The 22,907-nt window shown below is 72.9% G+C and carries 22 protein-coding genes; 13 read left to right on the top strand and 9 right to left on the bottom strand.

Annotated elements, in window-relative coordinates:
* The first annotated feature begins 85 nt into the window (after window positions 1-85).
* Window positions 86-1,675 carry a choice-of-anchor A family protein gene (locus ACIRRS_RS34990; protein WP_402979918.1) on the top strand — a complete coding sequence of 530 codons (1,590 nt, stop codon included), beginning with the start codon at window positions 86-88 and terminating at the stop codon, window positions 1,673-1,675.
* Between the two features lie 94 nt (window positions 1,676-1,769).
* Here the strand turns inward: ACIRRS_RS34990 and ACIRRS_RS34985 are convergent, their stop codons facing one another.
* Complete coding sequence (locus ACIRRS_RS34985; RefSeq protein ID WP_402979915.1) at window positions 1,770-2,402, bottom strand: TetR family transcriptional regulator; 633 nt, start codon at window positions 2,400-2,402, stop codon at window positions 1,770-1,772.
* Between the two features lie 77 nt (window positions 2,403-2,479).
* On the opposite strand from ACIRRS_RS34985, the gene ACIRRS_RS34980 reads away from it, so the two are divergent.
* Window positions 2,480-3,445, top strand: a complete 966-nt coding sequence (locus ACIRRS_RS34980) for an SGNH/GDSL hydrolase family protein (RefSeq protein WP_402979912.1) — start codon at window positions 2,480-2,482, stop codon at window positions 3,443-3,445.
* A 44-nt stretch (window positions 3,446-3,489) separates the two neighbouring features.
* Here ACIRRS_RS34980 and ACIRRS_RS34975 read toward each other — a convergent pair whose 3' ends face one another.
* From ACIRRS_RS34975 to ACIRRS_RS34955, 5 genes are all read right to left on the bottom strand, one after another.
* Entirely contained in the window at window positions 3,490-3,987 is a 498-nt protein-coding gene (locus ACIRRS_RS34975) for a hypothetical protein (RefSeq protein WP_402979909.1), read from the bottom strand.
* Window positions 3,988-4,108: 121 nt separating this feature from the next.
* On the bottom strand, window positions 4,109-4,873 hold the full coding sequence (locus tag ACIRRS_RS34970; protein WP_402979907.1) for a glucose 1-dehydrogenase: 765 nt from the start codon (window positions 4,871-4,873) through the stop codon (window positions 4,109-4,111).
* Window positions 4,870-5,505 (bottom strand): TetR family transcriptional regulator, encoded by a 636-nt coding sequence (locus tag ACIRRS_RS34965; RefSeq protein WP_402979904.1) that lies wholly within the window; start codon window positions 5,503-5,505, stop codon window positions 4,870-4,872. The genes ACIRRS_RS34970 and ACIRRS_RS34965 overlap by 4 nt, the downstream gene beginning before the upstream one ends.
* Window positions 5,506-5,668: 163 nt before the next feature.
* Window positions 5,669-6,901 (bottom strand): kynureninase, encoded by a 1,233-nt coding sequence (kynU, locus tag ACIRRS_RS34960; RefSeq protein ID WP_402979902.1) that lies wholly within the window; start codon window positions 6,899-6,901, stop codon window positions 5,669-5,671.
* A 62-nt stretch (window positions 6,902-6,963) separates the two neighbouring features.
* Entirely contained in the window at window positions 6,964-7,794 is an 831-nt protein-coding gene (locus ACIRRS_RS34955; RefSeq protein WP_402979899.1) for a tryptophan 2,3-dioxygenase, read from the bottom strand.
* A gap of 193 nt (window positions 7,795-7,987) precedes the next feature.
* On the opposite strand from ACIRRS_RS34955, the gene ACIRRS_RS34950 reads away from it, so the two are divergent.
* From ACIRRS_RS34950 to ACIRRS_RS34935, 4 genes are all read left to right on the top strand, one after another.
* Window positions 7,988-8,422, top strand: a complete 435-nt coding sequence (locus ACIRRS_RS34950; RefSeq protein ID WP_402979897.1) for an Lrp/AsnC family transcriptional regulator — start codon at window positions 7,988-7,990, stop codon at window positions 8,420-8,422.
* Window positions 8,423-8,635: 213 nt separating this feature from the next.
* Window positions 8,636-9,196 carry a DoxX family protein gene (locus ACIRRS_RS34945; RefSeq protein WP_402979894.1) on the top strand — a complete coding sequence of 187 codons (561 nt, stop codon included), beginning with the start codon at window positions 8,636-8,638 and terminating at the stop codon, window positions 9,194-9,196.
* Between the two features lie 265 nt (window positions 9,197-9,461).
* Window positions 9,462-10,079, top strand: a complete 618-nt coding sequence (locus ACIRRS_RS34940; protein WP_402979891.1) for an FxLYD domain-containing protein — start codon at window positions 9,462-9,464, stop codon at window positions 10,077-10,079.
* Window positions 10,080-10,372: 293 nt separating this feature from the next.
* Window positions 10,373-12,211 carry a glycosyl hydrolase family 18 protein gene (locus ACIRRS_RS34935; RefSeq protein WP_402979888.1) on the top strand — a complete coding sequence of 613 codons (1,839 nt, stop codon included), beginning with the start codon at window positions 10,373-10,375 and terminating at the stop codon, window positions 12,209-12,211.
* A gap of 186 nt (window positions 12,212-12,397) precedes the next feature.
* Here ACIRRS_RS34935 and ACIRRS_RS34930 read toward each other — a convergent pair whose 3' ends face one another.
* Window positions 12,398-12,973, bottom strand: coding sequence for a MarR family winged helix-turn-helix transcriptional regulator (locus ACIRRS_RS34930; protein WP_402979885.1), 576 nt, complete (start codon window positions 12,971-12,973; stop codon window positions 12,398-12,400).
* Window positions 12,974-13,127: 154 nt separating this feature from the next.
* Between ACIRRS_RS34930 and ACIRRS_RS34925 the strand changes: the two genes are divergently transcribed.
* The 4 genes from ACIRRS_RS34925 to ACIRRS_RS34910 all read left to right on the top strand — a co-directional run bounded on the left by ACIRRS_RS34925 (window position 13,128) and on the right by ACIRRS_RS34910 (window position 17,862).
* Window positions 13,128-14,432 (top strand): MFS transporter, encoded by a 1,305-nt coding sequence (locus tag ACIRRS_RS34925; RefSeq protein ID WP_402979882.1) that lies wholly within the window; start codon window positions 13,128-13,130, stop codon window positions 14,430-14,432.
* Between the two features lie 222 nt (window positions 14,433-14,654).
* A complete protein-coding gene (locus ACIRRS_RS34920) occupies window positions 14,655-16,271 on the top strand; it encodes a dolichyl-phosphate-mannose--protein mannosyltransferase (RefSeq protein WP_402979879.1) in 1,617 nt (538 codons plus the stop codon).
* Window positions 16,272-16,285: 14 nt separating this feature from the next.
* Window positions 16,286-17,065: an ABC transporter permease gene (locus ACIRRS_RS34915; protein WP_402980034.1), complete on the top strand. Its 780-nt coding sequence runs from the start codon at window positions 16,286-16,288 to the stop codon at window positions 17,063-17,065.
* A 209-nt stretch (window positions 17,066-17,274) separates the two neighbouring features.
* The gene (locus ACIRRS_RS34910) at window positions 17,275-17,862 is read left to right on the top strand and encodes a TMEM165/GDT1 family protein (protein ID WP_402979876.1); all 588 of its coding nucleotides are present in this window, start codon (window positions 17,275-17,277) and stop codon (window positions 17,860-17,862) included.
* A gap of 15 nt (window positions 17,863-17,877) precedes the next feature.
* On the opposite strand, the gene ACIRRS_RS34905 is transcribed toward ACIRRS_RS34910, so the two are convergent.
* A complete protein-coding gene (locus ACIRRS_RS34905; RefSeq protein ID WP_402979873.1) occupies window positions 17,878-19,014 on the bottom strand; it encodes a peptidoglycan-binding protein in 1,137 nt (378 codons plus the stop codon).
* Between the two features lie 306 nt (window positions 19,015-19,320).
* On the opposite strand from ACIRRS_RS34905, the gene ACIRRS_RS34900 reads away from it, so the two are divergent.
* Entirely contained in the window at window positions 19,321-21,393 is a 2,073-nt protein-coding gene (locus ACIRRS_RS34900; RefSeq protein WP_402979870.1) for a DHA2 family efflux MFS transporter permease subunit, read from the top strand.
* 19 nt (window positions 21,394-21,412) lie between these two features.
* On the opposite strand, the gene ACIRRS_RS34895 is transcribed toward ACIRRS_RS34900, so the two are convergent.
* On the bottom strand, window positions 21,413-21,892 hold the full coding sequence (locus tag ACIRRS_RS34895; protein WP_402979867.1) for a MarR family winged helix-turn-helix transcriptional regulator: 480 nt from the start codon (window positions 21,890-21,892) through the stop codon (window positions 21,413-21,415).
* A gap of 63 nt (window positions 21,893-21,955) precedes the next feature.
* On the opposite strand from ACIRRS_RS34895, the gene ACIRRS_RS34890 reads away from it, so the two are divergent.
* Window positions 21,956-22,366 carry a cupin domain-containing protein gene (locus ACIRRS_RS34890; protein ID WP_402979864.1) on the top strand — a complete coding sequence of 137 codons (411 nt, stop codon included), beginning with the start codon at window positions 21,956-21,958 and terminating at the stop codon, window positions 22,364-22,366.
* 34 nt (window positions 22,367-22,400) lie between these two features.
* Window positions 22,401-22,724, top strand: coding sequence for an antibiotic biosynthesis monooxygenase family protein (locus tag ACIRRS_RS34885; RefSeq protein ID WP_402979861.1), 324 nt, complete (start codon window positions 22,401-22,403; stop codon window positions 22,722-22,724).
* Window positions 22,725-22,907: the final 183 nt, after the last annotated feature.

Here is a 22,907-nt window from a genome sequence, read left to right as displayed (position 1 = left end):
ACTCGACACCTGCCCTTTTCTATGCACGGAGGAAGTGTCGATGGGTCAGGGCCGCACCGGTACGCCGGATCACAGAACCACCGTCGTGAGAAGGGCTCCCGCCACGGGCCGCCGCCGGGCCGTCCGGGTCGCCGTGGCCACCGCCGTCGCCGCGCTGCCGCTGGCCGCCGTGCTGACGGTCGGCACGGCCGCGCCGCTGGCCCCGCCGCTGGGCGCCTGCACCGGGCCGGACTGTCCGGCGACCTGGCCGGAGCCGAACAACGGCGACTTCACCGGCCGGGACGCGAGCATCAACGTCTTCACCGGCGGCAACTTCACGGTCAACGGCCGGGCGGCCGAGGCGGAGGGCAAGATCGTCACCCTCGGGAACCTGACCGTCGACAAGAACGGCGGCGGCATCTACAACATGGGCGTCGTCGGTGTCGGCTCCCGCGTCGTCCCCCCGAACGGCAGCGACTTCGTCACCGCCGGCGGCAACGTCGACGCGGTGGCCGGCAACTCGATCCTCATCGGCGGCAGCGACTCGCACGGCCCGGCCTTCGGGAACCTGCGTCACGCGGGCAGCGTCACCGGCACCGTCACCATCGACCCCACCGGCGAGGCCATCCAGGACCCGAACGCCGCCGCGCCCTACCAGACCGTGCTGACCCAGATCGAGGAGGTCTCCGACTGCGTCGGCAAGGCCACCGCCACCGGCACCGTCGACGTCACCAACAGCGAGGCCACCTTCACCGGTGACGGGACGAGCATGAAGCAGGTCTTCAACGTCTCCCAGAACCTCGCCTCGCCCAGCGGCGGGCAGATCGGCCTGGTCTTCAACAACATCCCGGCCGGCGCGACCGTCGTGGTGAACATGCTCGGGGACAGCCCGATCATCAACACCTACACGGGCACCGGCCTGGCGGGGGACCAGACCACCGACATGCGGTCGAAGCTGATGTACAACTTCCCGACCGCGACCAACGCGCAGATCCTCGGCAGCGCGCAGTTCCAGGGGTCGGTGCTGGCGGGCAACCCGGGCGGTACGACGACCATCGCGCAGCCGGGCATGAACGGGCGGGTGTACCTCGCGGGCAACCTGATCCACACCGGGACGGGCGGGTACGAGCTCCACGCCTACCCGTTCGACGGGGACCTGCCGGACTGCAAGGTGTCGCCGAGCCCGTCGCCGAGTTCCTCGTCGCCGTCTCCGTCGGAGTCGCCTTCGTCGTCTCCGTCGTCCAGCCCCTCGTCTTCGCCGTCGTCGTCGCCGTCTTCCAGCCCGTCCTCGTCGCCCTCGTCGAGCCCGTCGTCCTCGCCGTCCTCCTCGCCGTCGTCCTCGCCGTCGTCCTCGCCTTCGTCGAGCCCGTCGTCCAGCCCGTCCTCGTCCCCTTCGTCGAGCCCGTCGTCGTCGCCGAGCCCCTCCTCGTCCCCCTCGACGAGCCCCTCGACCTCGCCGTCCTCCTCCCCCTCGGCGAGCGCGAGCACCACCTCGCCCTCGGCTGGTTCCAGCTCCTCGACGGCGGGCCCCGGCCCGACGAGCCACCACCCGTCCGAGCACCCCGGTGGCGGGGGTGAGCTGCCGTCCACCGGTGCGGGCAATGCGCCGATGGTCTTCGGCCTGGCGGGCGCCGGTCTGCTCGCCCTCGGTGGTCTGGCCGTGATGGCCGCCCGCCGCCGCGGTCGCCACAGCTGAGAGGCCGACCGGCCGTAACGAGTTCCACGCGAAGGCCGCCCGGGTCGACACCGACCCGGGCGGCCTTCGCCGTGCGCGCCGCCGCCGCGTACGGTCAGCGCCCCGCCGGCGGGTAGTCCGCGAGGCCAGCGCCGAGGAGGGTGAAGGCCTGGTCCACGGCCGCCTCGATCCGGGGGCGCAGCACCTCGGGCGCCTCCCCGGCCACCGTCGAGCGGCGGATCTCCGCGAGCGCCGCCCGGTGCGCCCCGGCGAGGGCGCCGGCGAGGAGCCGGGGGAGTGGGTCGGCCGGGTCGGCGCCGGTCTCCTCGGCCAGGACGTCGGCGAGGGCGGCCTCGGCCCGTTCGCCGAGGTCCAGCAGCCGGGCCCGCAGCGCGGGGCTGTCGGTGACGATCCGCCAGAACGCCGCCATCTCCGGGTTCAGCCCGACGGTCGGCTCCCCGGCAGCGATCGCGGCCAGCAGGTCGTCCCGGACGGCCCGCGCGGCACAGACGCCTTCGGGGCGGTGCCGGACGGCCTCGGCGAGGCGGGCGACCACCTCGTCCTGCCGATCGAAGAAGAGGTCCTCCTTGGTCGGGAAGTAGTTGAACACCGTGGTGGGCGCGACCCCGGCGGCCCGGGCGATCTCGGTCACGGTGACCTTGTCGAAGCCGTGCTCGGCGAACAGGCCCATGGCCGTGTCGGCCAGCAGCAGGCGGGTCTGCTGCTTCTTGGTCTCGCGAAGTCCCATGGGCGGAGCCTAGTCGAATCCTGTGGTGTCACTCCAAATTTGCAGTGACACCAAAAATCTGGAGTACGGTGTCACCCATGACCTTCTTCGGCGACGGCTTCACCTTCGGCGTCTATCCCGGCGGCCTGCTCGGCAGCGAGACCGGCCTGATCGACCCCGTCACTCCGGACGATCCGGGGCGGATCAACGAGGCGATGCGCGAACTCCAGGGCGATGCAGGTGAGTTCACCGTCCGTGCGTACCGCTCGTACCCGGAGGGCGCCCCGACCCCGGCCGACCCCGAGCAGTACCTCCACGACGGCCGCAAGCTCGACCTCGTACTCCAGTTCCGCGACCGCAGCGGCGAGTTGGGCGGCTGGCTCGACTTCGTCCGCGACGTCGTCCGGGCCGAGGGCGCGCGGATCGCGGCCCTGCAGATCTGCGAGGAGCCCAACGCGGACCTGCCCGTGCTGGACGGCAGCGTGCCCGGGGTCCGCCGGGCGCTGGTGGAGGGCGTGGTGGCGGCCAAGGAGACGGCGCTGGCCTGCGGGTTCACCGACCTGGCGGTCGGGTTCAACGCGGTGCCGACCTTCGACCCGGCCGACACCTTCTGGCCGGAGATCGGCGAACTCGCCGACGAACGCTTCCACCAGGCGCTGGACCACGTCGGCCTGGACTTCTTCCCGGACGTGTTCCGGCCCGTCCCGGCCGAGCAACTCGCGGGCGCCGTGCGGTGGTTGATCGAGGAGTTCCGCACCGGGGCGCTCCCGAAGGCGGGGATCGCGCCGGGCGTCCCGATCCGGATCTGCGAGCACGGCTGGCCCACCGGCCCCGGGCGGAACGAGGCGCGGCAGGCCGAGGTGGTCGAGCTGGTGGTCCGGACGGTCGCCGGGCTCGCCGCCGAACTCGGCGTCACCGGCTACGCGTTCTTCGACCTGAGGGATGCGGACAGCGCGGGCGCGGGGGCCTTCGACCGCTTCGGACTGCTGCGCGACGACTACTCCCGCAAGCCCGCCTTCGATGTCTTCCGGCGCCTGGTCGGCGAGTTGACCCGGACGGGCTGAACCCAGTCCTGAACCGGCCCTGAACCGGGTCCTGGACCGGGCCGTCAGCGCTCAGCGAAGAAGCGGTCCACCGTACGGCGCTCGGCGGCGACCGCGTGCACGGGCTCGCCGACCACCCGGCCGGCCAGGCTGACGGCCAACTCGCCCACGTCCTGCCGCAGTCGGGCGGACACCAGGGCGCGGTCCGCGTCCAGCGCGGCGTGCGTGGTGGCGAGCATCGCCTCCCGGTCGCGCACGGCCTCCGCGCGGGCCGCCGCGATCGAGGCGGCGCCCCGCTCGGCGTAGTCCTGGCGGATGCGCGCGGCCTCGTGCCGGGCGGCGGCGAGCTCCTTCAGACGGGCCCGCCGCACGGCCTCGGCCTCGGCGTGCAGTTCCTCCGCCCGTTGGGCCCGGCCCTCGGTGGCGTCCCAGCGCTCGGCGCGCAGCCGCTCGATGCGGGGCAGGAGGAACCGGCCGAGCACGCCCATCATCAGGAAGAGCAGGGCCAACCCGAGGACCAGCGGGGAGGGTTCGGGCTTGAGCGGGCCGAGTTCGATCTTCACGGTGGAACCTCCCCTGTGGCCGACGAACGGTCAGAGGGGAGGCTTCCCAAGGGCGATGGCGATCGAACTGTCGTCCGTCATGACGTTCGTCACGCCCGCCGCCACCGCCTCTGTGCCGCGCCTACTGGCCCAGGACGTACTTGACCGTCGGCCCGGTGGTCCAGCCGCCGTCCACGGCCAGCTCGGCGCCGTTCACGTACGAGGCGTCGTCGGAGAGCAGGTAGACCATCGCGGTGGCGATCTCGGGGGCCTCGCCGACCCGGCCCATCGGGGTGTTGGGGTAGTTGCCCTCGCCGCGCTGGATGCCCACCGAGGCCGTCATCGGGGTGTACGTCATGCCCGGGTGCACCGAGTTGACGCGGATGCGCTCGGCGCCCAGTTCGACGGCGCCGATCTTGCTGAGGCCGCGCACGCCCCACTTGGAGGCGCCGTAGCCGGCGGTCAGCGCGAGGCCCATCAGGCCGGCGGAGGAGGAGATGTTGACGATCGAGCCGCCGCCGGCCGCGCGCATCGCCGGGACGACGGTCTTCATGCCGATGAACACGCCGGTGAGGTTGATGTCCAGCACCTTGCGGAAGTGCTCGACGCTCTCGTCCGCGAGCAGCGAACCGGTGGAGATCCCGGCGTTGTTGACCAGGCCGTTCACCGCGCCGAACTCCGCCACGGCGAAGTCCACCACGCGCTGCCAGTCCTCCTCCGAGGTCACGTCGTGCCGCACGAACCGCGCGTGCTCGCCGAGTTCGGCGGCGGTGGCCTTCCCGTCCTCCTCCAGCACGTCGGTGATCACCACGTTGGCGCCGGCGGCCACGGCGAGGCGGGCGGCCTCGGCGCCCAGGCCGCGGGCGCCGCCGGTGATGATGACGGTCTTGCCGGTGAGGTCGTTCATGACGTGCTCCTTCGGGGGATGGGGGAGGAGAGCATGGCGGCGGACATCGTCACCAGGTCGATGAGGAAGGTCACCTCGTCCGTCAGGGGGGTGGCCCTGGTGAGGTACTGGTGGGCCCGGTCGGCCAGGGCCGCGCCGATCACGGTGAGGACCAGGTCGATCCGCTCCAGCCGGATCGGCTCCGGGACGTCGGCGATCCGCGCCTCGATCAGCTCGATCACCCGCCAGTAGCCGCTGCCCACGAGCGTGGGGTGCGGGGTCCGGGTGCGGACGCCGCTGCGGTGGCTGACCTGGGCGGAGATCCGCAGGCAGCGCCGCCCCTGGTCGGTGCGCAGTTCGGCGGCCTCGGCGAGGATGAGCGCGCTGAGCAGTCCGCGCAGGTCCTCGGTCTCGAGGTCGGGCAGGTACGGCGCGAGGGCCTGCTCCCCGCGCTCGTGGTGGGCGGCCATGAGCGCGTCGAGCAGGCCCTCGCGGGAGCCGAAGTGGTACTGCACGGCGGAGGGGTTGCTCTGCCCCGCCAGCCGGGTGATGTCCCTGGTCAGTGCGGCTTCCACGCCACGGTCGGCGAAGAGTTCCTCCGCCGCTCGCAGCAGCCTCTCGCGGGTCTCGTGGCCCGCTGACGTCCTTGCCATGGGCCCAAGGTTAATGCTGGGCATTATTATTAGCAACGGGAAACGGACCCCACCGCTCCGCGCAGAGCCCGATCAGGTCGGGCGGGTAGGGCAGGTTGAGCCAGATTGGATCGGATCGGATTGGATCAGACCGGGTCGTATCGGATCGATCGGGTCGATCGGGTCAGGTCACCTCGCCCCGGCGGGAGAACCGTTCCTCGCGCCACTCGCCGCTCTCCAGCACCTCGGCCAGGTGCCGCGCCGCGTCCCACACCTCGGTGTACGAGAGGTAGAGCGGCGTGAAGCCGAAGCGCATCAGGTCCGGTGCGCGGAAGTCCCCGATCACCCCGCGCGCGATCAGCGCCTGCACCACCGGGTAGCCGTCCGCGTGCCGGAGCGCGACCTGGCTGCCGCGCCGGGCGTGCTCGCGCGGCGTCACCACCTCCACGCCGTCCAGCCCCTCGACCAGCGAGACGAACAGGTCGGTCAGCGCCAGGCTCTTGGCCCGCACGGCCGCGAGGTCGGCCCGCTCCCAGACGTCCAGGGAGGCCTCCAGCGCGGCCTGGCCGAACAGCGAGGGCGAGCTGGTCAGGAACCGCCCGATGCCGGCCTTCGGGTCGTACCCCGGCTCGAAGGCGAACGGGCGGGCGTGGCCGAACCAGCCGCTCAGCGGCTGCGCGGGCCCGGCCGCCAGGTGCCGCTCGGCGACGTACAGGAACGCCGGGGCGCCGGGGCCCGAGTTGAGGTACTTGTAGGTGCAGCCGACGGCGAAGTCCGCGCCCGCGGCGCCGAGTTCGACGGGCAGGGCGCCCACGGAGTGGCAGACGTCCCAGATCATCAGGGCGCCCGCGGCCTGCACCCGGGCGGTGATGCCGGGCATGTCCAGCAGCTCGCCGGTGCGGTAGTCCACGTGCGAGAGCACGACGACGGCCACGTCCCCGTCCAGGTGCGCGTCCAGCTCCTCGGGGCGTACGAGCACGCTGCGCGCGCCCTCCACCAGGCCGGTCACGCCCTCGGCGATGTACAGGTCGGTCGGGAACGCCTCGCCGTCGCCCAGCACCGTGCGCCGGCCGGGGCGCAGCGCGAGCGCGGCCGAGAGCACCTTGAACAGGTTCACGGACGTGGTGTCGCAGACGACCACCTCCGCCGGATCCGCCCCGATCAGCGGCGCGATCCGCCGCCCCAGCCGGTACGGCTGCTCGAACCAGCCGGCGTCGTTCCAGCTGCGGATGAGGTCCCGGCCCCACTCCTGCTCCACCACCCGGGCCACCCGCTCGGGGGTGCGCACCGGGAGGGCGCCCAGCGAGTTGCCGTCCAGGTAGATCACCCCCGGCGGCAGGGCGAACTCCCCGCGGAACGCCGCCAGCGGGTCGGCGGCGTCCAGTGCGGCGCAGTCCTCGCGCGTGGTCACGGCCATCGTCACGGTCCCCTCGGTCACAGCTCGTCCGCCCACCGTTCGTCCGCTCACAGCTCGTCCGCTCACAGCTCGTTCCTGATCGTCCACAGCTCCGGGAACACGTCCTGCTCCGCCGACTTCCGCAGCCAGGCCAGCCCGCTGGAGCCGCCCGAACCCGGCTTGGCGCCCATGCTGCGCTTCACGGCGGACAGGTGCCGCTGGCGCCAGCGGGTGACCCGCTCGGCCACGTCCAGCAGCGCCTCGCCCAGCGGCTGCAGCTCGGCGAACTCCGGCTCGGTGTACACCCGCTGCCAGGCCGCGGCCACCTCCTCGGACGGGCGGTGGCGCTCCGCGGAGGCCGTCGCGGGCACCGCCAGGCCACGGCGGGCGAGCAGGGCCAGCGCCTCGTCGTACAGGCCGGGGGAGCGCAGCGCCTCCTCCAGCCCGGCCAGGGTCTCCGGCATGCCGGCGTACATCGTCAGCAGGGCGGCGTTCTTGTTGCCGAGCATGAACTCCAGGTGCAGGAACGCGGCCGACTGGAAGCCGGAGGCCTCGCCGAACAGTGCGCGGAAGGAGTTGAACTCCTGCGGCGTCATGGTGGCCAGGAGGTCCCAGGACTCCACCAGCACGTCCTGCGCGTGGGTGCCCCGGCGCAGCGCGGCCAGCGCGGAGGGCAGGTCGTCCTCGCGCAGGGCGCTCCGGGCGATCGTCCACTCGTGCCGCAGCAGGTCGAACAGCAGCTCCATCACCTGGGTGGTGACGATGAACGACAGCTCGGCCGGCTCCTTGCTGCGCGGATTCTGCAGGCTGTGCAGCTCCTCCAGGCGCACGTACTGCGCGTACGGGGTGCCCCGACCCGGCTCGCCGCCCCGACCGAATGACAGGTTGGGTGTCTCCACCGTGTCGTGCCCCATCCCGATCCCTCCTGACTCCGCTCCGGGCCACGGACGGCCCGGTTCCACCGAACCCCATTGTGCGGCGGTGCCACCCCCCGGTTGAATGGTCGACGGGCACCGCAAGCGCACTTCGGGCTGTCGTTCACGAGGTGTTTCGCGGATTCCCTTTACGAACGGGAAAACCGCCGACCACCAGTGCCCGGGAGCCCCCATGGACGCCGTCGACCGCCGCCTCCTGGCCGAACTGCAGGCCGACGCCCGGCTCTCGTACAACGAACTCTCCCGCCGGGTGAGCCTCTCCGCACCCGCGGTGGCCGAACGGGTCCGCCGCCTGGAGGCGGACGGCGTGATCACCGGCTACCACGCCCACGTCGACCTCACCCGGGCCGGCCTGCCCATCACCGCACTCGTCCAGATCCAGTGCTACGGCCCCCGCTGCGTCCTGCGCGACCCCACCGTGGCCACCTGGCCCGAGGTGCTCCAACTGCACCGGGTGACGGGCGGCGCCTGCTGCGTCCTGCTGGTCGCGGTGCCGACGATGGCCGACTTCGAGGCCCTCTGCGACCGCCTCGGCGGCTACGGTCAGCCGAGCAGCTCCATGATCCTCTCCAGCCCCGTCCCCTGGCACCCGGTCACGGCCCCCTGAGCCCGGCCCCGGCCGTGCGCTCCCGCTCCCGCCCCGCCCCCCGCCCCCGCTCCCGCCCCCCGCCCCCGTGGGGCGGGGGCGAACCTCGTCGGGGTGGCGGTTCATTCCCGGCCGGTGTCGGATTCGCTCGGATGGCGGCCCCAGGTCGAGAGGGTGGGTGGGCTCGGGTGCCATGGAGGCAGGACGACTCCGGTGCGGAAGCGAGGACGCGGCATGTGCCTGAACCGTAGGGACCTGGGCCTGTTGGCCCTGCGCGGCGCGGTCGGCGGGGTGCTGATCGCGCACGGCACCCAGAAGCTGTTCGGCTGGTTCGGCGGCGGTGGGCTGGAGGGCACCACCAAGGCCATGGAGCACATGGGCTTCCACCCCGCCCGCCAGAGCGCCCTCGCGGCGGGCCTCGGCGAGGCCGGTGGTGGTGCGCTGCTGGTGGCCGGGCTGGCCACGCCGGCGGCGGGCGCGGTGGTGGCCGGGACGATGGCCGGGGCGGTGGCGGTGCACGCCCCCGCCGGGTTCTTCGTCACCTCCGGCGGCTACGAGTACCCGGCCTTCCTCGGCGCGACCGGCCTCGCGGTCGGCCTGGCCGGGCCCGGCCGCTACTCGCTGGACCACCTGACCTGCCACGCCCTCGACCGCCCCTGGGTCGGCCTGGTGGCCTTCCTGGCGAGCGCCGCCGGCGCGTACGGCGTGGTGGCCCGCCGCCGCCACGTGGTGCGGCTGCGCGAGGAGCGCGCGGCGGTGGAGTCGGACGAGCAGGAGGGCGCCGGTCTCTCGTAGCCGGCGCGCACGAACTCCCGGGCGCCCGGGGGCCGTTCGCCGTTCGTGCCCCGGCTCGGCCGCGAACCCCCCGCCGCCGCCCCGCCGCCCGGTCGCGGCGGTGCGACGAGCCCCGGGCGCGCGAACTCCCGTACGCCCGGAACCCCTTGGCCCCCGTTCACCCGGACGCACCACCCCTGCTGGCGCCCGCCCCCCGCTGCTCCGAGGGTGGGCGGCAGGGTGTGCCGGGCAGTGGCCCGGTGCCGGGACGGAACGAGGGACCCGCATGGACCGCCAGCCGCTCACGCGCCAGCCGCTCGCGCACCAGCGCGTCACCCAACGGCCGCCGGACGCGCCGCTGTTGCGCCGTCGCCGGGCCGTTGCCGGGGTGCTGGTCGGGGCGGTGCTCGGGGCGGGGGTGCTGGCGGGGTGTTCCTCGGGCAAGAGCGCGAGCAGCACCGCCTCCTCGGCGATCGGCGAGATCGAGAAGGGTGTGAGCGCCGCGGCCTCCGCCGCCTCCGCGCTGGCCTCGGTGGCGGGCGGGGCCGGGGCGGCGATCTCCTCGGCGCAGGCGGAGGCCTCGGCGGCGGTGTCGGCCGCCTCCTCGGCGATCGGGGGGATCAAGGGCGGGCTGGACGCCAAGGGGGACGTGGCCCTCGGCGAGGTGGGCGCCGGCTCGGACGGCAAGGCCCAGGTGGCGCTGACCGTCACCAACCACGGGCAGCAGTCGTACCGGTACGTGATCCAGGTGAACTTCACCGACGAGTCCGGCAAGGTCCTGGACGCGGCGGCGGTGACGGTCAACGACGTGGCGGCCGGCCAGAACGCCCAGGCCACCGCGCGCAGCAACCGGAGTCTGACCGGCACGGTGAAGGCCGAGGTCGCGAACGCCGTCCGGTACTGACGCCCAGGTGGGGGCGGGGATGGAACCTTAAGCGCGGCTCAAGGCCCAACAGCACCCCTTGACGGGGGAGTTGGTCTAGTCCATTTTTAATGCCCAGGTGCAGGGAGCCCCTGAACCGGCGTCACCGGCCTCACGGCCGGGGGCGCCGGTTCGGCACATCCCGATGTCCGTCCGTCAAGACCTGATCGCTCTCCACTCCCCACCCCTGATCTGTCATGTCCCGGTCGTCCGGCCCCACCCCGGACGCGCGCCCCCGGGGCGACGGAACCCCCACAACCAGGAGTCACGCACCCATGCTGCGTTCACGCATCGAAAGGGCCGGGACGCCGGCTCCCCAGGACGGCCGTCCGCGCCGCCCCAGGAAGAGCCTGGCCGCCATCGCGGTCGGGACCACCGCCTCCCTGCTGCTCGGCGCGGGCCTCGCGCTGACCGGCGGCGGCGCGGCCAACGCCGCGACCACCAACTCCACCGGCGCGCCCGCCACCAGCGGCGGCCTGAAGGTCGCCTACTTCGACCAGTGGTCGATCTACCTGAACGCGTACTACCCGAAGACCATCCAGGACACCGGCGTCGCCGGCCAGCTGGACTACCTGCAGTACTCGTTCGCCAACATCCACCCGACCGACCTGGGCTGTTTCGAGGCCAACAAGGCCGCCGACGGCAACGACAACAACCCCAACGCGGGTGACGGCGCCGGCGACTCGTTCGCCGACTACCAGAAGAGCTTCGGCGCGGACATCTCCGTCGACGGCGTGGGCGACGTCTGGAACCAGCCGGTCGCGGGCAACTTCAACCAGATCAAGAAGCTGAAGGCGAAGAACCCCAAGCTCAAGGTTCTGATGTCGATCGGCGGCTGGACCTACTCCAAGTACTTCTCCGCGGCCGCCGCCACCGACGCGTCGCGCAAGCACCTGGTGTCCTCCTGCATCGACATGTTCATCAAGGGCAACATCCCCTCCGAGGGCGGCTTCGGCGGCCCCGGCACGGCGGCCGGCATCTTCGACGGCTTCGACCTCGACTGGGAGTACCCGGGCGGCGGCGGCCACACCGGCAACCTCTCCAGCCCGGCCGACAAGCAGAACTTCACCCTGCTGCTGGCGGAGTTCCGCAAGCAGCTCGACGCCCAGGGCCAGACGGACCACAAGACCTACGACCTGACCGCGGCCGTCGGCGCCGGCCAGGACAAGATCATGAACGTCGAGACCGACAAGATCGGTCAGTACCTCACGTTCATGGACGTCATGACCTACGACATGCACGGCGGCTGGGACGCGCAGGGGCCGACCAACCACCAGTCCGCCCTGTACTCGGGCCCGAACGACCCGGCCCCGCCGGCCAAGCCGGGCCACGGCAAGTACTCGATCGACAACGCCATCAAGGCGTGGACGGTCGGCGACCCGGACTACGGCATCCCCGGCGGCTTCCCGGCCAACAAGATCAACATGGGTGTCCCGTTCTACTACCGCGGCTGGACCGGCGTCCAGAACAACGGCAAGAACGGCCTCTTCCAGCCCGCCGCCAGCCCGGCCACCGGTTCGGCGAACTCGGGCAACGTCGCCGGCATCCAGATGTACAAGGAGCTCGCGGGCTTCGTCGACAACCCGTCCAAGACCTTCTGGGACGACGACGCCAAGGCCACGTACTTCTACGACGGCACCACCTTCTGGAGCGGTGAGGACACCCGTTCGATCCAGGCCAAGATCGACTACGCCCACTGCAACGGCCTCGGCGGCGCCTTCGCCTTCTCGCTGTACGACCTGGGCACCAAGACCACCCTCTTCGACAAGATGGTGACCGCCGTCAACGGCTCCGCCAGCGGCTGCCCGGCCCCGCCGACCGGCACCCCGAGCAGCACCCCGACCGGTACGCCCACCGGCACCCCGACCGGCACCCCCACGGGCACGCCGACCGGGACCCCGACCGGCACGCCCACCGGGACCCCGACCGGCACTCCGACCGGGACCCCCACCTGCACCGCCGCCCCGGCCTGGAACGCGAGCACGGTCTACGCGGCCGGTGGCACCAAGGTCTCGTGGAAGGGCCACTACTACAGCAACAAGTGGTGGACCCAGGGCGACGACCCGAGCCTGAGCGGCCAGTGGGGCGTCTGGACCGACAACGGCGCCTGCTGACCCGACCGGGACCGAGGGCTGACGGACCCTCGCACCACACCTGAGCAGTGAACGGTCCGGCCCGCCGGGGGATCACCCCCGGCGGGCCGGACCTTTTTCGCCGTGCCTCGCCGTGCCTCGCCGTGTCCAGCCGTGCCTCGTCGTGCCCAGTCGTGCCTCGTCGAGCCTGGTCGCGCCTGGTCGCGCCTAGGAGTTCGCCGCGCGCGCCGCGTCCGGCCGGCTCTCCTCGATCCGCAGCAGCATCCGCTCCAGCAGGCCCGAGAGCACCGAGCGCTCCTCGCCGACGACGTCCTGGAGAAGCTCCTCCTCGAACACCGCCGCCATCCGCATCGACTCCAGCCACTTGTCGCGGCCGTTCTCGGTCAGCTCGATGATCACCCGCACGCGGTTGGACTCGTCCCGCTCCCGGGTGACCAGGCCGTCCGCCACCATCCGGTCGATCCGGTGCGTCATCGCCGCCGGGGTGAGCCCGAGCCGCTTGGCGAGCTCGCCGGGGCCGAGCCGGTACGGGCTGCCGGAGACCACCAGCGCCTTGAGCACCTCCCACTCGGCGGAGGTGATTCCCAGCACAGTGAGCTGCCGGTCGTAGGCCACGCCCATCCGCCGCGAGACCCGGTTGAGGGTCTGCACGATCGTCTCCACCTGCGGGTCCACCAGGGGGAACTCCCGCTGGTAGAGGGCCACCTGCTCCGCGATGCCGAACTCCAGGGGGGTGGCCGGCGCGGGCTTCTCGGCCGTTCTCGCCGGCTTGTCCGTAGTCATGCGGACCAGTGTCGCACGAGCGTGCACTCCTTAAGCCTTTGACTCCGCACTCTTGGGGTGCTAAGACTTTATCTCGTCACAGTTTAGGTCTGAAATCTTCTGGGCTTAAGAGTTCCAGAGGAAACACCGGACGAACCAGGAAGGGATGTGCACGGTGATCGGCACGGTGAAGCAGCAGAGGCGGCAGCGTGGAGCGGGCGGCCCGCTGCGCCGCGTCCAGATCGGTAACGCGCTCAGCGCGTTCGGCGGCGGGTTCACGATGCCGTACATGTTCGTGTACGTGGACCAGGTGCGCGGGCTCGGGTCGCTGGCGGCGGGGATGGTGTTCACCCTCTTCGCGCTCGCCGCGCTGGCCGTGCTCCCGTTCACCGGCCGCGGCATCGACAGGTACGGCCCCCGCCCGGTGCTCCTCGTCGGCGCCGCCCTCGCGGCCACCGGCGCGTTCGCCTTCGGCCATGCCACCGGCACGCCGGCCCTGCTGGTCTCCTCCTTCCTGTTCGGCGCGGGTGTCACCACCTGCCAGCCGGCGCTCGCCACGATGATCGTCCGCTGCTCCACGGCGGCGACGCGTTCGCACGCCTTCGCGCTGCAGTTCACCCTGGTCAACCTGGGTATGGGCATCGGCGCCCTGGTCGGCGGGCAGATCGTCAACGTCAACGACCCGGCCAGCCTCACCCGGCTGTTCACGATCGAGGCGGTCACCTTCCTCGGCCTCGCCCTGGTCACCGGCACGGCCCGGATACCGCGGGCGCAGCTGAGCGCCGTCCAGGGGAAGAGCGGCGGCCCGACGGGCCTGCGCGCGCTGCTCGCCGACAAGGCGATGGTGCGGCTCAGCCTGCTCGCCGGGCTGATCTTCTTCACCTGCTACGGCCAGTTCGAGTCCGGCGTCGCGGCCTTCGCCACCGACACCGTCGGCACCGCCCCCTCCACGCTGGGCTTCGCGATCGGCGCCAACGCCGTGACGATCGTCGTCCTGCAGATGTTCGTGGTCCGCCTCACCGCGCGCCGCCGCCGCACGACCGCGATGGCCGCCGCCGCCGTGGTCTGGCTCGGCGCCTGGACGATGGCCCTGGTCGCCGGCCTGATCCGGACGGAGGCGATGGCCGCCACGGTCGCGATCGTCTCGGTCTACGCCCTGTTCGGCGTCGGCGAGTCGATGCTCGCGCCCACCATGGGCCCGATGGTGGCGGACCTCGCCCCGGCCCGGCTGCTCGGCACGTACAACGCCGGGTACGCCCTGGTGAAGCAGATCGCCGTCGCGGTCGGCCCGGCCGTCGGCGTGCTGATGGTCGGCTCCGGCACCTGGCCGCTGTACCTGGCGGCCATGGCGGGCTGCACGCTGCTGATCGTCTGGATGGCGCTGCGCCTGCGCACGCACCTGACGCCGGAGCAGGACAACGCGGCCCCCGCCGTGGTCCACGCCCCGGCCCCGGTCCGCGAGCTGCAGACGGCCGCCTGACGCACCCCCGCGCGGGTGTTCGACACGGGCTCCGACCAGGTCACCTGGTCGGAGCCCGTCGCGCTTGGTTTCCCGGGCACCGGCACATAGTGTCGGTGCCTGTCGCCCGTCCGGCCCCCGGCCGGTGGAGCCGACCCGGGGCGGACCGGCGAACGGACCGGCGTGGCCGCCCGGGCGGGGCGGACGACGCGACCCGGCGAAGACAGGCGAATCGGCGAGGCAATGACCCAAGCGGCGCTCACGCACCCCCCGGTGGCCCCGGCCGCCGAAGCACCGGCTCCGGCCCCGCGCCGACTGCCCCCGTGGCTGTTCCGGTACGCCGACTGGCTCGGCCCGATCGCCGTGGCCGTCTTCGCCGGCCTGCTGCGCTTCTGGAACCTCGGCTACCCCAACGCCTTCGTCTTCGACGAGACGTACTACCCCAAGGACGCCTGGTCCCTGCTCCAGCAGGGCTACGAGGGCACCTGGCCCGACCACGCCAACACCGACATCCTGGCCGTCCCGCAGAGCATCCCGCTCAGCTCCGCCCCCGAGTTCGTCGCCCACCCGCCGCTCGGCAAATGGGTGATGGCGCTCGGCGAGCAGATGTTCGGCCTCCACCCCTTCGGCTGGCGGTTCGTCACCGCCCTGCTCGGCACCGTCACCGTGCTGATGCTGGCCCGCATCGGCCGCCGCCTCTTCGGCTCCACCCTGATCGGCTGCACCGCCGCCCTGCTGCTGTCCGTCGACGGCCTCCAGCTGGTGATGAGCCGGGTCGGCCTGCTCGACGGCATCCAGATGTTCTTCGTCCTCGCCGCCTTCGGCGCCCTGCTGATCGACCGCGACCACGCCCGCGCCCGGCTCGCCGCGGCGGGCGGTACGGACGGCGACACCGTGCGCCTCGGATGGCGCCCCTGGCGGATCGCCGCCGGCGTGCTGCTCGGCGCCGCCTGCGCCGTCAAGTGGAACGGCGCCCCGATCCTCGCCGCCTTCGGCATCCTGACCGTCCTGTGGGACCAGTCCGGCCGCCGGGGCGCCGGCGCCCGCCGCCCCTGGCTCTCCATGCTGCGCCGCGACGCCGGGCCCGCCCTGCTCGCCATGGTCGGCTCCGCCGCCCTCGTCTACGTCGGCTCCTGGGGCGGCTGGCTGGCCGGCGGCGCGAACGGCGACGGCGGCTACGACCGGCACTGGGCCGACGGCCGGGCCGGCCTCTCCCCGGACAGCTTCCTCGGCATCCCGCTGCCGCAGCTCCCGATGAGCTGGGTGCCCGCGCCGCTGCGCAGCCTGTGGCACTACCACTCGCAGATGTACGACTTCAACACCGGCCTGAGCACCCCGCACACCTACCAGTCCAACCCCTTCGCCTGGCTGGTCGACGGCCGCCCCGTCTCCATGTACTGGGAGCAGGTCCCGCAGGGCCAGCGCGGCTGCACGGCCTCCGGCGGCTGCGCCTCGCAGATCCTCGGCCTGGGCACCCCGTTCCTGTGGTGGGCCGCCTGCTTCGCGCTGGCCTACCTGCTGTGGCGCTGGTTCTTCCGCCGGGACTGGCGCTCGGGCGCCGTGCTGTGCGCCGTCGCCGGGATCTACCTGCCCTGGTTCCGCTACCAGGAGCGGACGATCTTCTCCTTCTACATGGTCGTCCTGGTGCCGTTCCTGTGCCTGGCCGTCGCCCAGATGCTCGGCGCGATCCTCGGCCCGCCCGGGTGCAGCCGCGAGCGCCGCCGGTACGGGGCGATCGGCGCCGGGCTGATCGTGTTCGCGATCGTCGGCTGCTTCGCCTTCTTCTACCCGCTGTACACGGCGGAGGTGATCCCGATGTCGTCCTGGCAGGACCGGATGTGGTTCACCAGCTGGATCTGATGCGCCTGGATCCGATGCGCCTGGCCGCCTCCGGCAGCGCGCAGCTGCTGCCCGTCACCCCCGTGCTCGGCGTCGTCACCGCCGTCCTGCTGCTGGCCGCCGTGGCGGTGGCCGGGTGGGGCCTGCTCGGCCACGGTCACGCCGTCCTGCGGGCCGGGCTGCGGGCGGTGGTGCAACTGGCGGGCGTCGCGGCGGTGATCGCCTGGGTGGTCGGTTCGCTCTGGTGGTCGGCGCTGTTCGTGCTGCTGATGTTCTCCGTCGCCGTGCGCACCGCCGGGCGGCGGATGACCTCCGGCCCGGGCTGGCTCTGGGCGGCCGCCCCGATCGGCGCCGGGGTGCTGCCGGTGCTCGGCCTGCTGCTGGCCGTGGGCCTGCTGCCGCTCAAGGGCCTGTCCGTCATCCCCGTCGCCGGCATCCTCATCGGCGGGGCGCTCACCGCGACCTCGCTGGCCGGCCGGCGCGCCCTGGACGAGCTGCGCCAGCGTCGAGGCGAGGTGGAGGCGGCCCTGGCGCTCGGCTTCGAGGAGCGCGACGCCCGGCTGGAGATCTGCCGCACGGCGGCGGCGACCTCGCTCGTCCCCGCGCTGGACCAGACCCGGACGGTCGGGCTGGTCACCCTGCCCGGCGCCTTCGTCGGCATGCTGCTCGGCGGTGCCTCGCCCGTCCAGGCCGGCGCCGTGCAGCTGTTCGTGCTGGTCGGGCTGCTGGCGGTGGAGTCGGTGGCGATCGTGGTGGTGCTGGAGCTGGTCGGGCGGGGGCTGGTGCGGGCGGAGGAGCCCGGAGGCGTCCGGTAGGCTGGTCGGCGTTGAAGGGGAGTAGCCCTCCACCGGACCGTCGACATACTGGCCCCCAGGGGCCCGGCGCCCGGGGCACCTTCGCCCGTACGGGCGGTGCCGGCGAGACCTTCGGCCGCAGTGCTGTGACCATTTCCAGTGCTGTCGGGCCGAAGCGTCCCCTCCAGGGAGCCGCCGGAGCCCGGCAGCCCGACCGAGGATCTCCCACGATGAGCCTGACCATTGCCGCCCTCACCTTCGGCGTCATCTTCCTGGCCGAACTGCCGGACAAGACCGCGCTGGCCAGCCTGGTGCTCGGCACCAAGTACCGCGCCCGGTACGTCTTCGCGGGCGTCGCCGCCGCCTTCCTCGTCCAGGTGGTGATCGCCCTCGCCGCCGGGCAGCTGCTCTCGCTGCTGCCGCACCGCTGGGTGGAGGGCGTCACCGGCGCGCTGTTCCTGGTGGGCGCCGCGATGCTGCTGTTCCACGGCGGCGGGGACGACGAGGAGGGGCACGAGGCCAAGGAGCCGTCCTCCAACAGCTTCTGGAGGGTGGCGGGGACGAGCTTCGTCGTCGTCGCGATCGCCGAGTTCGGCGACCTGACCCAGATCATGACCGCCAACCTGGCCGCCAAGTACGGCGATCTGCTCGCGGTGGGCCTCGGCTCCTGGCTGGGGCTGTGCGCGGTCGGCGGGATCGCGATCGTGGGCGGTCAGAAGCTGCTCAAGGTCGTGCCGATGAAGTGGATCGTGCGGGTGGCCGCGGCGATCATGCTGGTCCTCGCGGGCGTCAGCATCGTCGGGGCGATCACCGGCTGACGCGGCCCCGGACGGTCAGCAGGAGGCGGGGCGACTCTCCAGCGCGGCACGGGTCTTGGGCCCGTAGACGCCCTGCTTCTCGCCGCGGACGCCCTGGATCGACTGGAAGTAGGCGACGGTGTTCACGGTGTCGTCGTCGTACGTGCCGTTCACCGGCACGTACGCCCAGCAGATGACCTTGGCGAGCTTCTGCTGCATGGCGAGCACGTCGGGGCCGCTCATGCCCGCCTGCAGCACGCGCAGGGTGGGGGTGGGCGAGGGGGTGTCGACGGTCGGCGTCGGGGTCGGCGTGGGCGTCGGGGTGGGTACGGGGGCCGCCGCCTGCGTCGTCGGAGCGGCCGTCGTCCTGGTGGGGCTCGGCTTGTGCGTCGGGCTCGAGGTGGGGCTCGGCGCCTCGCTGGTCGGCGCGGCGGTGGGGGAGGGCGTGGCCAGCGTGGGCGGGTCGACCGGGGCGGGCGCCAGGGTGGTGGTCGGCAGCGGGTCCGCCTGGCGGGTGGGCTCGGAGGAGGGCGTGACCGCGTAGGCGACACCGATGGTGAGCGCCACCAGAGCGGCCCCGACCCCGGCGAGCAGCACCTTGCGCCGGCCGAGGGGGCCCTGCTCGGCCTCCCGTCCGGCCGCGCGGCCGCCGCCGCCCTCGGGGGCGTTCTCGAACGGGAAGAAGCCGAGTTCCTCCCCGCCGGGGCCGTTCGGCGGCACCGGCGGCAGCAGGGTGGTCGCCCCGGCGTCCGGCGGCCCCTGGTGGACGGGCGGCAGCAGGGTGGTCGCGAACGGGTCGACCACGGGCGGGGCGTCCGGCGCGGGCTCCTCGGCGACCTGTCCGAAGACCTCCGGCACGTACGGGCGGACCAGCGGCGGGCCCTCGATGTGCGGCAGGACGGCGGTCTCGGTGACGCTCGGGTCCTGGTACGGGCCCGGCTGCTCGGCGTACGGGCCCGGCGCGGCCCCGGGGCCGGGGTTCGGGTCCCGGTACTGAGGGGCCTGGTACTGAGGGTCCTGGTACTGAGGGTCCTGGTACTGAGGGTCCTGGTACTGAGGGGCCTGGTGCTGCGGCGGGTACAGCGGGTGGCCGGGGACGTGGCCGGGTGTCGGGACGCAGCCGCACCCGGTGGAGCGTGCGGCGCCGCACGTCGGGCAGTGCTGGTCCGGCATCGGCCGGTCCTCCTCGGTCTCGGGTGGTCCGCGACCGGCCCGGGAGCTCCCGGGCGGCGCGCGATCGCGGTCGATTATGCAGGACGCTCCCGGGGCGGGACAGGGGCATCCGGTACCGGGTGGGGGTGTTGTGCCGGTTGGTGGTGGTTGGCTCCGGATGAACCGCCGGTGATCGCCGACCGGCCGGTTCGCTTACGTTCGGCTCAACCCGGCGGCGCATAACGGGACATATCTGTCAGCATGGTGAGCTGGGAGTGATCATCCGCACGGGGCCCGTGACCGGGCCCGTGACCCTACGGAGACGCCATGACGGACTCGCTCGCCGCCTCCGACCGCAGCCCGGCCCCCGAACCCGGCCCGCCCGAGGCCGCCGCCTCCGGCCTCTGGGTGCCGATCGGCGCCCTGCTGCTGGCGATGCTGCTCGCCGCCCTCGACCAGACCATCGTCTCCACCGCGCTGCCCACCATCGTCAGCGACCTCGGCGGCCTCGACCACCTCTCCTGGGTGGTCACCGCCTACCTGCTGGCCTCCACGGCCGCCACCCCGCTCTGGGGCAAGCTCGGCGACATGTACGGCCGGAAGCGGTTCTTCCAGGCGTCCATCGTGATCTTCCTGCTCGGCTCGGTGCTGTGCGGAATCGCCCAGAACATGGGCGAGTTGATCGCCTTCCGCGCCCTCCAGGGCCTGGGCGGCGGCGGGTTGATGGTGCTCTCCCAGGCGATCGTCGGCGACCTCGTCCCGCCCCGGGACCGCGGCCGCTACCAGGGCCTGTTCGGCGCCGTGTTCGGCGTCACCAGCGTGCTCGGGCCGCTGCTCGGCGGGCTGTTCGTCGACCACCTCAGCTGGCGCTGGGTGTTCTACGTCAACCTGCCGGTCGGGGCCGTCGCCCTGGTGGTGATCGCGGCCGTGCTGCACGGGCGGGAGGTGCGGCGCGAGCACCGGATCGACTACCTCGGCACCGCGCTGATCGCCGCCGTCGCGACCTGCCTGGTGCTGATGACCTCCCTCGGCGGCACCACCTGGGAGTGGAGCTCCTGGCAGATCGTCGGCCTCGGCGTGCTCGGGCTGGTGCTGCTGCTCGCCTTCGTCCTCGTCGAGCGCACGGCCGCGGAGCCAGTCCTGCCGCTACGGCTGTTCCGGTCGCGGACGTTCAGCCTCGTCGCGGTGATCTCCTTCGTCGTCGGCTTCGCGATGTTCGGGGCGCTCACCTACCTGCCGACCTTCCTCCAGGTGGTCCAGCAGGTCACGCCGACCATGTCGGGCATCCACATGCTGCCCATGGTGATCGGCATGCTGCTCACCTCGATCGGGTCCGGTCAGATCGTCGCCAGGACCGGGCACTACCGGATCTTCCCGATCGCCGGGACGGCCGTGACGGCGATCGGCCTGCTGTTGCTCTCCCGGCTCGACGAGCACAGCAGCACCGGTGAGATGAGCCTCTACTTCCTGGTGTTCGGCCTCGGGCTGGGCCTGGTGATGCAGGTGCTGGTGCTGATCGTGCAGAACTCGGTCGGCTACGAGGACCTCGGCGTCGCCACCGCCGGAGCCACCTTCTTCCGCTCCATCGGGGCCTCCTTCGGCGTCTCCGTCTTCGGGACGGTCTTCGCGAGCGGCCTGCGCTCCCGGCTCGCCGACGCCCTCGCCGGGCTGCCGCTGCCGCCAGGGTTCTCGCCGGAGGCCGTCACCGCCGACCCCCGGGTGATCGCCGGCCTGCCCGCCGCCGCGCAGGCGGGCGTGCACCACGCGTACGCCGAGTCGATCACCCGGGTGTTCCTGTACGCGGTGCCCGTCGCGGTGGTCGCCTTCGTGCTGGCGCTGTTCCTGCGGGAGCAGAAGCTGCGCACCACCGTCACCGCGCCCGACCTGAGCGAGTCCATCGCCGTCAACCCGGTGGAGCGCTCCTCGCTGGACGAGATCGCCCGCGCCCTGTCCGTGCTCAGCACCCGCGACGCCCGTCGCGACCTCTTCCGGCGGATCACCGCCACCGCCGGGCTGGACCTCCTGCCCGCCTCCAGCTGGCTGCTGCTCCAGATCCACCACCAGGGGTCGGTGGAGCCGGCGGAACTGGCCGAGCGGCGGATCGTCCCCGTCGCGGTGGTGGAGGAGGCCGTACGGGAGGTGGAGGGGCGCGGGCTCGCCGCGCGCAGCGGCGGGCTGCCGCTGCGGCTCACCGAACCGGGGGAGCAGGCGGCGCTGCGGCTGGTCGCGGCGCGGCGTGAGCAGCTCGCCGAGCTCCTCGGCGACTGGGACGAGCGAGGGCACGCCGAACTGGCCGACCTGCTCACCCGGCTCAGCGGGGCGCTCTGTTCGGACCCGCGGGACCGGCCGGATCGGCCGGGCTTCGAGCCGCCGTACCGGGGCGAGGGGCGCTCCTTCTAGCTCCTCACGTTCCAGCTCCTCACGGGTTGCCGAACCAGCGGGGCGTGTCCAGCCGGAACGGGTCACCGGGGGCGAGGAGCCGCAGGCCGTCCTCGACCTGGCGCAGCTGCTCCTCGCCCAGGGTGGCGGCCCACTCGGCGCGCAGCTCGTCGAAGATCCGCGCGGAGCGCACCAGGCAGTCCACCCCGCGCTCGGTCAGCCGGACCACCTTGCGCCGGGTGTCGACGGGGTCGCTGCCGCGCTCGACGTACCCGAGCTTCTCCAGCGCCTCGACGGTCTTGCCCGCCGCCTGCTTGGAGACGCCGAGCGTACGGCCCAGGTCGGCGGCGGTGGTGCCGTGCGGGCCGATGGCCTGGAAGACGAACCCGTGCATCGGGCGCAGGTCGGGGTGGCCTTCGCGGGCGATGCGCTCGTGCAGCTCGTCGATGATCGTCCGGAAGGCGAGGAGCAGGCGCAGGGGCAGCTCGAAGCCGGGCGGGGCGGGTTCCGGTGTTGACATAGAACGACAACCTCATTGACCATATAGACAACGTCATTGACCATCTTAGGGGGTTCCTTCGCCATGCCCGTGATCCGCCGGGACGACGCCCGCCGCACCGAGACTCCGAACGCCGTCATGACCACCTACGCCTCGCCCACCCAGGGCTCCACCGCCCTCGCCCTCTGGCGGGTCGACATGCCCGCCGACCGGAAGGGGCCGGTGCACGCGATGGACACGGAGCAGATCTGGACCTTCCTCACCGGCTCCGTCACCGTCGACCTGGACGGCGAGACCCTCCACGTCGCCGCCGGGGACACCCTCGTCCTCCCCGCCGCCGTCCGCCGCCGACTCGCCACCGCCGAGGGCTTCACCGCCGTCGTCGCCTCCCCGTCCCCCTCCCGCGCCTACAACCCCGAGGCCGTCACCCCGCCCGACGCCTGCGGCCTCGCCCCGCGCGACGACGAGCGCGTCCTCCCGCCGTGGATCGCCTGACCGGCGCCGTGTGAGGTGGGGCAGGATGGGAGCCATGAGCGTAGTCAAGATCAACGTCCTCACCGTCCCCGCCGAGCAGCGCGAGGTGCTGGAGCAGCGCTTCGCCTCCCGCGCCGGCTCCGTCGAGAACTCCGACGGCTTCGAGTGGTTCGAACTCCTCCGCCCGGTCGAGGGCACCGACCAGTACCTCGTCTACACCCGCTGGCGCGACGAGGCCTCCTTCCAGGCCTGGATGGAGGGCCCCATGAAGTCCGCCCACCAGCACGGCACCCCCGGCGAGGCCCCCAAGCGCCCCGCCGCCTCCGGCTCCACCCTCTGGTCCTTCGACGTCGTCCAGTCCGCCGGCCCCAAGGCCTGACGACACGAAGCCTGACGGCACGATGGCCTGACGATACGAAGGCCTGACGACACGACGAACGGCGGGGCCCCCCCCCCCCGGGGGCGCCCGGGGGGGGGGGGGGGGCGGGGCGCGCGGGGGGGGGGGGCGGGGGGGGGGGGGGGCGGCCCGCGGGGCCGGGGGGGGGGGGGTGGGGGGGTGGGG

It is taken from the genome of Kitasatospora sp. NPDC101183 (genome assembly GCF_044767945.1).
GTDB lineage: Bacteria > Actinomycetota > Actinomycetes > Streptomycetales > Streptomycetaceae > Kitasatospora.
Note: the sequence above shows the minus strand (reverse complement) of the source record. Positions and strands in the feature narration are given on the sequence as shown.

Coding starts and splice junctions, on each gene's coding strand:
- ACIRRS_RS34905 (WP_402979873.1), bottom strand. CDS start 19,014: ATGCCGGACCAGCACTGCCCGACGTGCGGCGCCGCACGCTCCACCGGG.
- ACIRRS_RS34900 (WP_402979870.1), top strand. CDS start 19,321: ATGACGGACTCGCTCGCCGCCTCCGACCGCAGCCCGGCCCCCGAACCC.
- ACIRRS_RS34980 (WP_402979912.1), top strand. CDS start 2,480: ATGACCTTCTTCGGCGACGGCTTCACCTTCGGCGTCTATCCCGGCGGC.
- ACIRRS_RS34965 (WP_402979904.1), bottom strand. CDS start 5,505: ATGGCAAGGACGTCAGCGGGCCACGAGACCCGCGAGAGGCTGCTGCGA.
- ACIRRS_RS34895 (WP_402979867.1), bottom strand. CDS start 21,892: ATGTCAACACCGGAACCCGCCCCGCCCGGCTTCGAGCTGCCCCTGCGC.
- ACIRRS_RS34920 (WP_402979879.1), top strand. CDS start 14,655: ATGACCCAAGCGGCGCTCACGCACCCCCCGGTGGCCCCGGCCGCCGAA.
- ACIRRS_RS34950 (WP_402979897.1), top strand. CDS start 7,988: ATGGACGCCGTCGACCGCCGCCTCCTGGCCGAACTGCAGGCCGACGCC.
- ACIRRS_RS34930 (WP_402979885.1), bottom strand. CDS start 12,973: ATGACTACGGACAAGCCGGCGAGAACGGCCGAGAAGCCCGCGCCGGCC.
- ACIRRS_RS34915 (WP_402980034.1), top strand. CDS start 16,286: ATGCGCCTGGCCGCCTCCGGCAGCGCGCAGCTGCTGCCCGTCACCCCC.
- ACIRRS_RS34890 (WP_402979864.1), top strand. CDS start 21,956: ATGCCCGTGATCCGCCGGGACGACGCCCGCCGCACCGAGACTCCGAAC.
- ACIRRS_RS34985 (WP_402979915.1), bottom strand. CDS start 2,402: ATGGGACTTCGCGAGACCAAGAAGCAGCAGACCCGCCTGCTGCTGGCC.
- kynU (WP_402979902.1), bottom strand. CDS start 6,901: ATGGCCGTGACCACGCGCGAGGACTGCGCCGCACTGGACGCCGCCGAC.
- ACIRRS_RS34885 (WP_402979861.1), top strand. CDS start 22,401: ATGAGCGTAGTCAAGATCAACGTCCTCACCGTCCCCGCCGAGCAGCGC.
- ACIRRS_RS34940 (WP_402979891.1), top strand. CDS start 9,462: ATGGACCGCCAGCCGCTCACGCGCCAGCCGCTCGCGCACCAGCGCGTC.
- ACIRRS_RS34970 (WP_402979907.1), bottom strand. CDS start 4,873: ATGAACGACCTCACCGGCAAGACCGTCATCATCACCGGCGGCGCCCGC.
- ACIRRS_RS34935 (WP_402979888.1), top strand. CDS start 10,373: ATGCTGCGTTCACGCATCGAAAGGGCCGGGACGCCGGCTCCCCAGGAC.
- ACIRRS_RS34910 (WP_402979876.1), top strand. CDS start 17,275: ATGAGCCTGACCATTGCCGCCCTCACCTTCGGCGTCATCTTCCTGGCC.
- ACIRRS_RS34955 (WP_402979899.1), bottom strand. CDS start 7,794: ATGGGGCACGACACGGTGGAGACACCCAACCTGTCATTCGGTCGGGGC.
- ACIRRS_RS34945 (WP_402979894.1), top strand. CDS start 8,636: ATGTGCCTGAACCGTAGGGACCTGGGCCTGTTGGCCCTGCGCGGCGCG.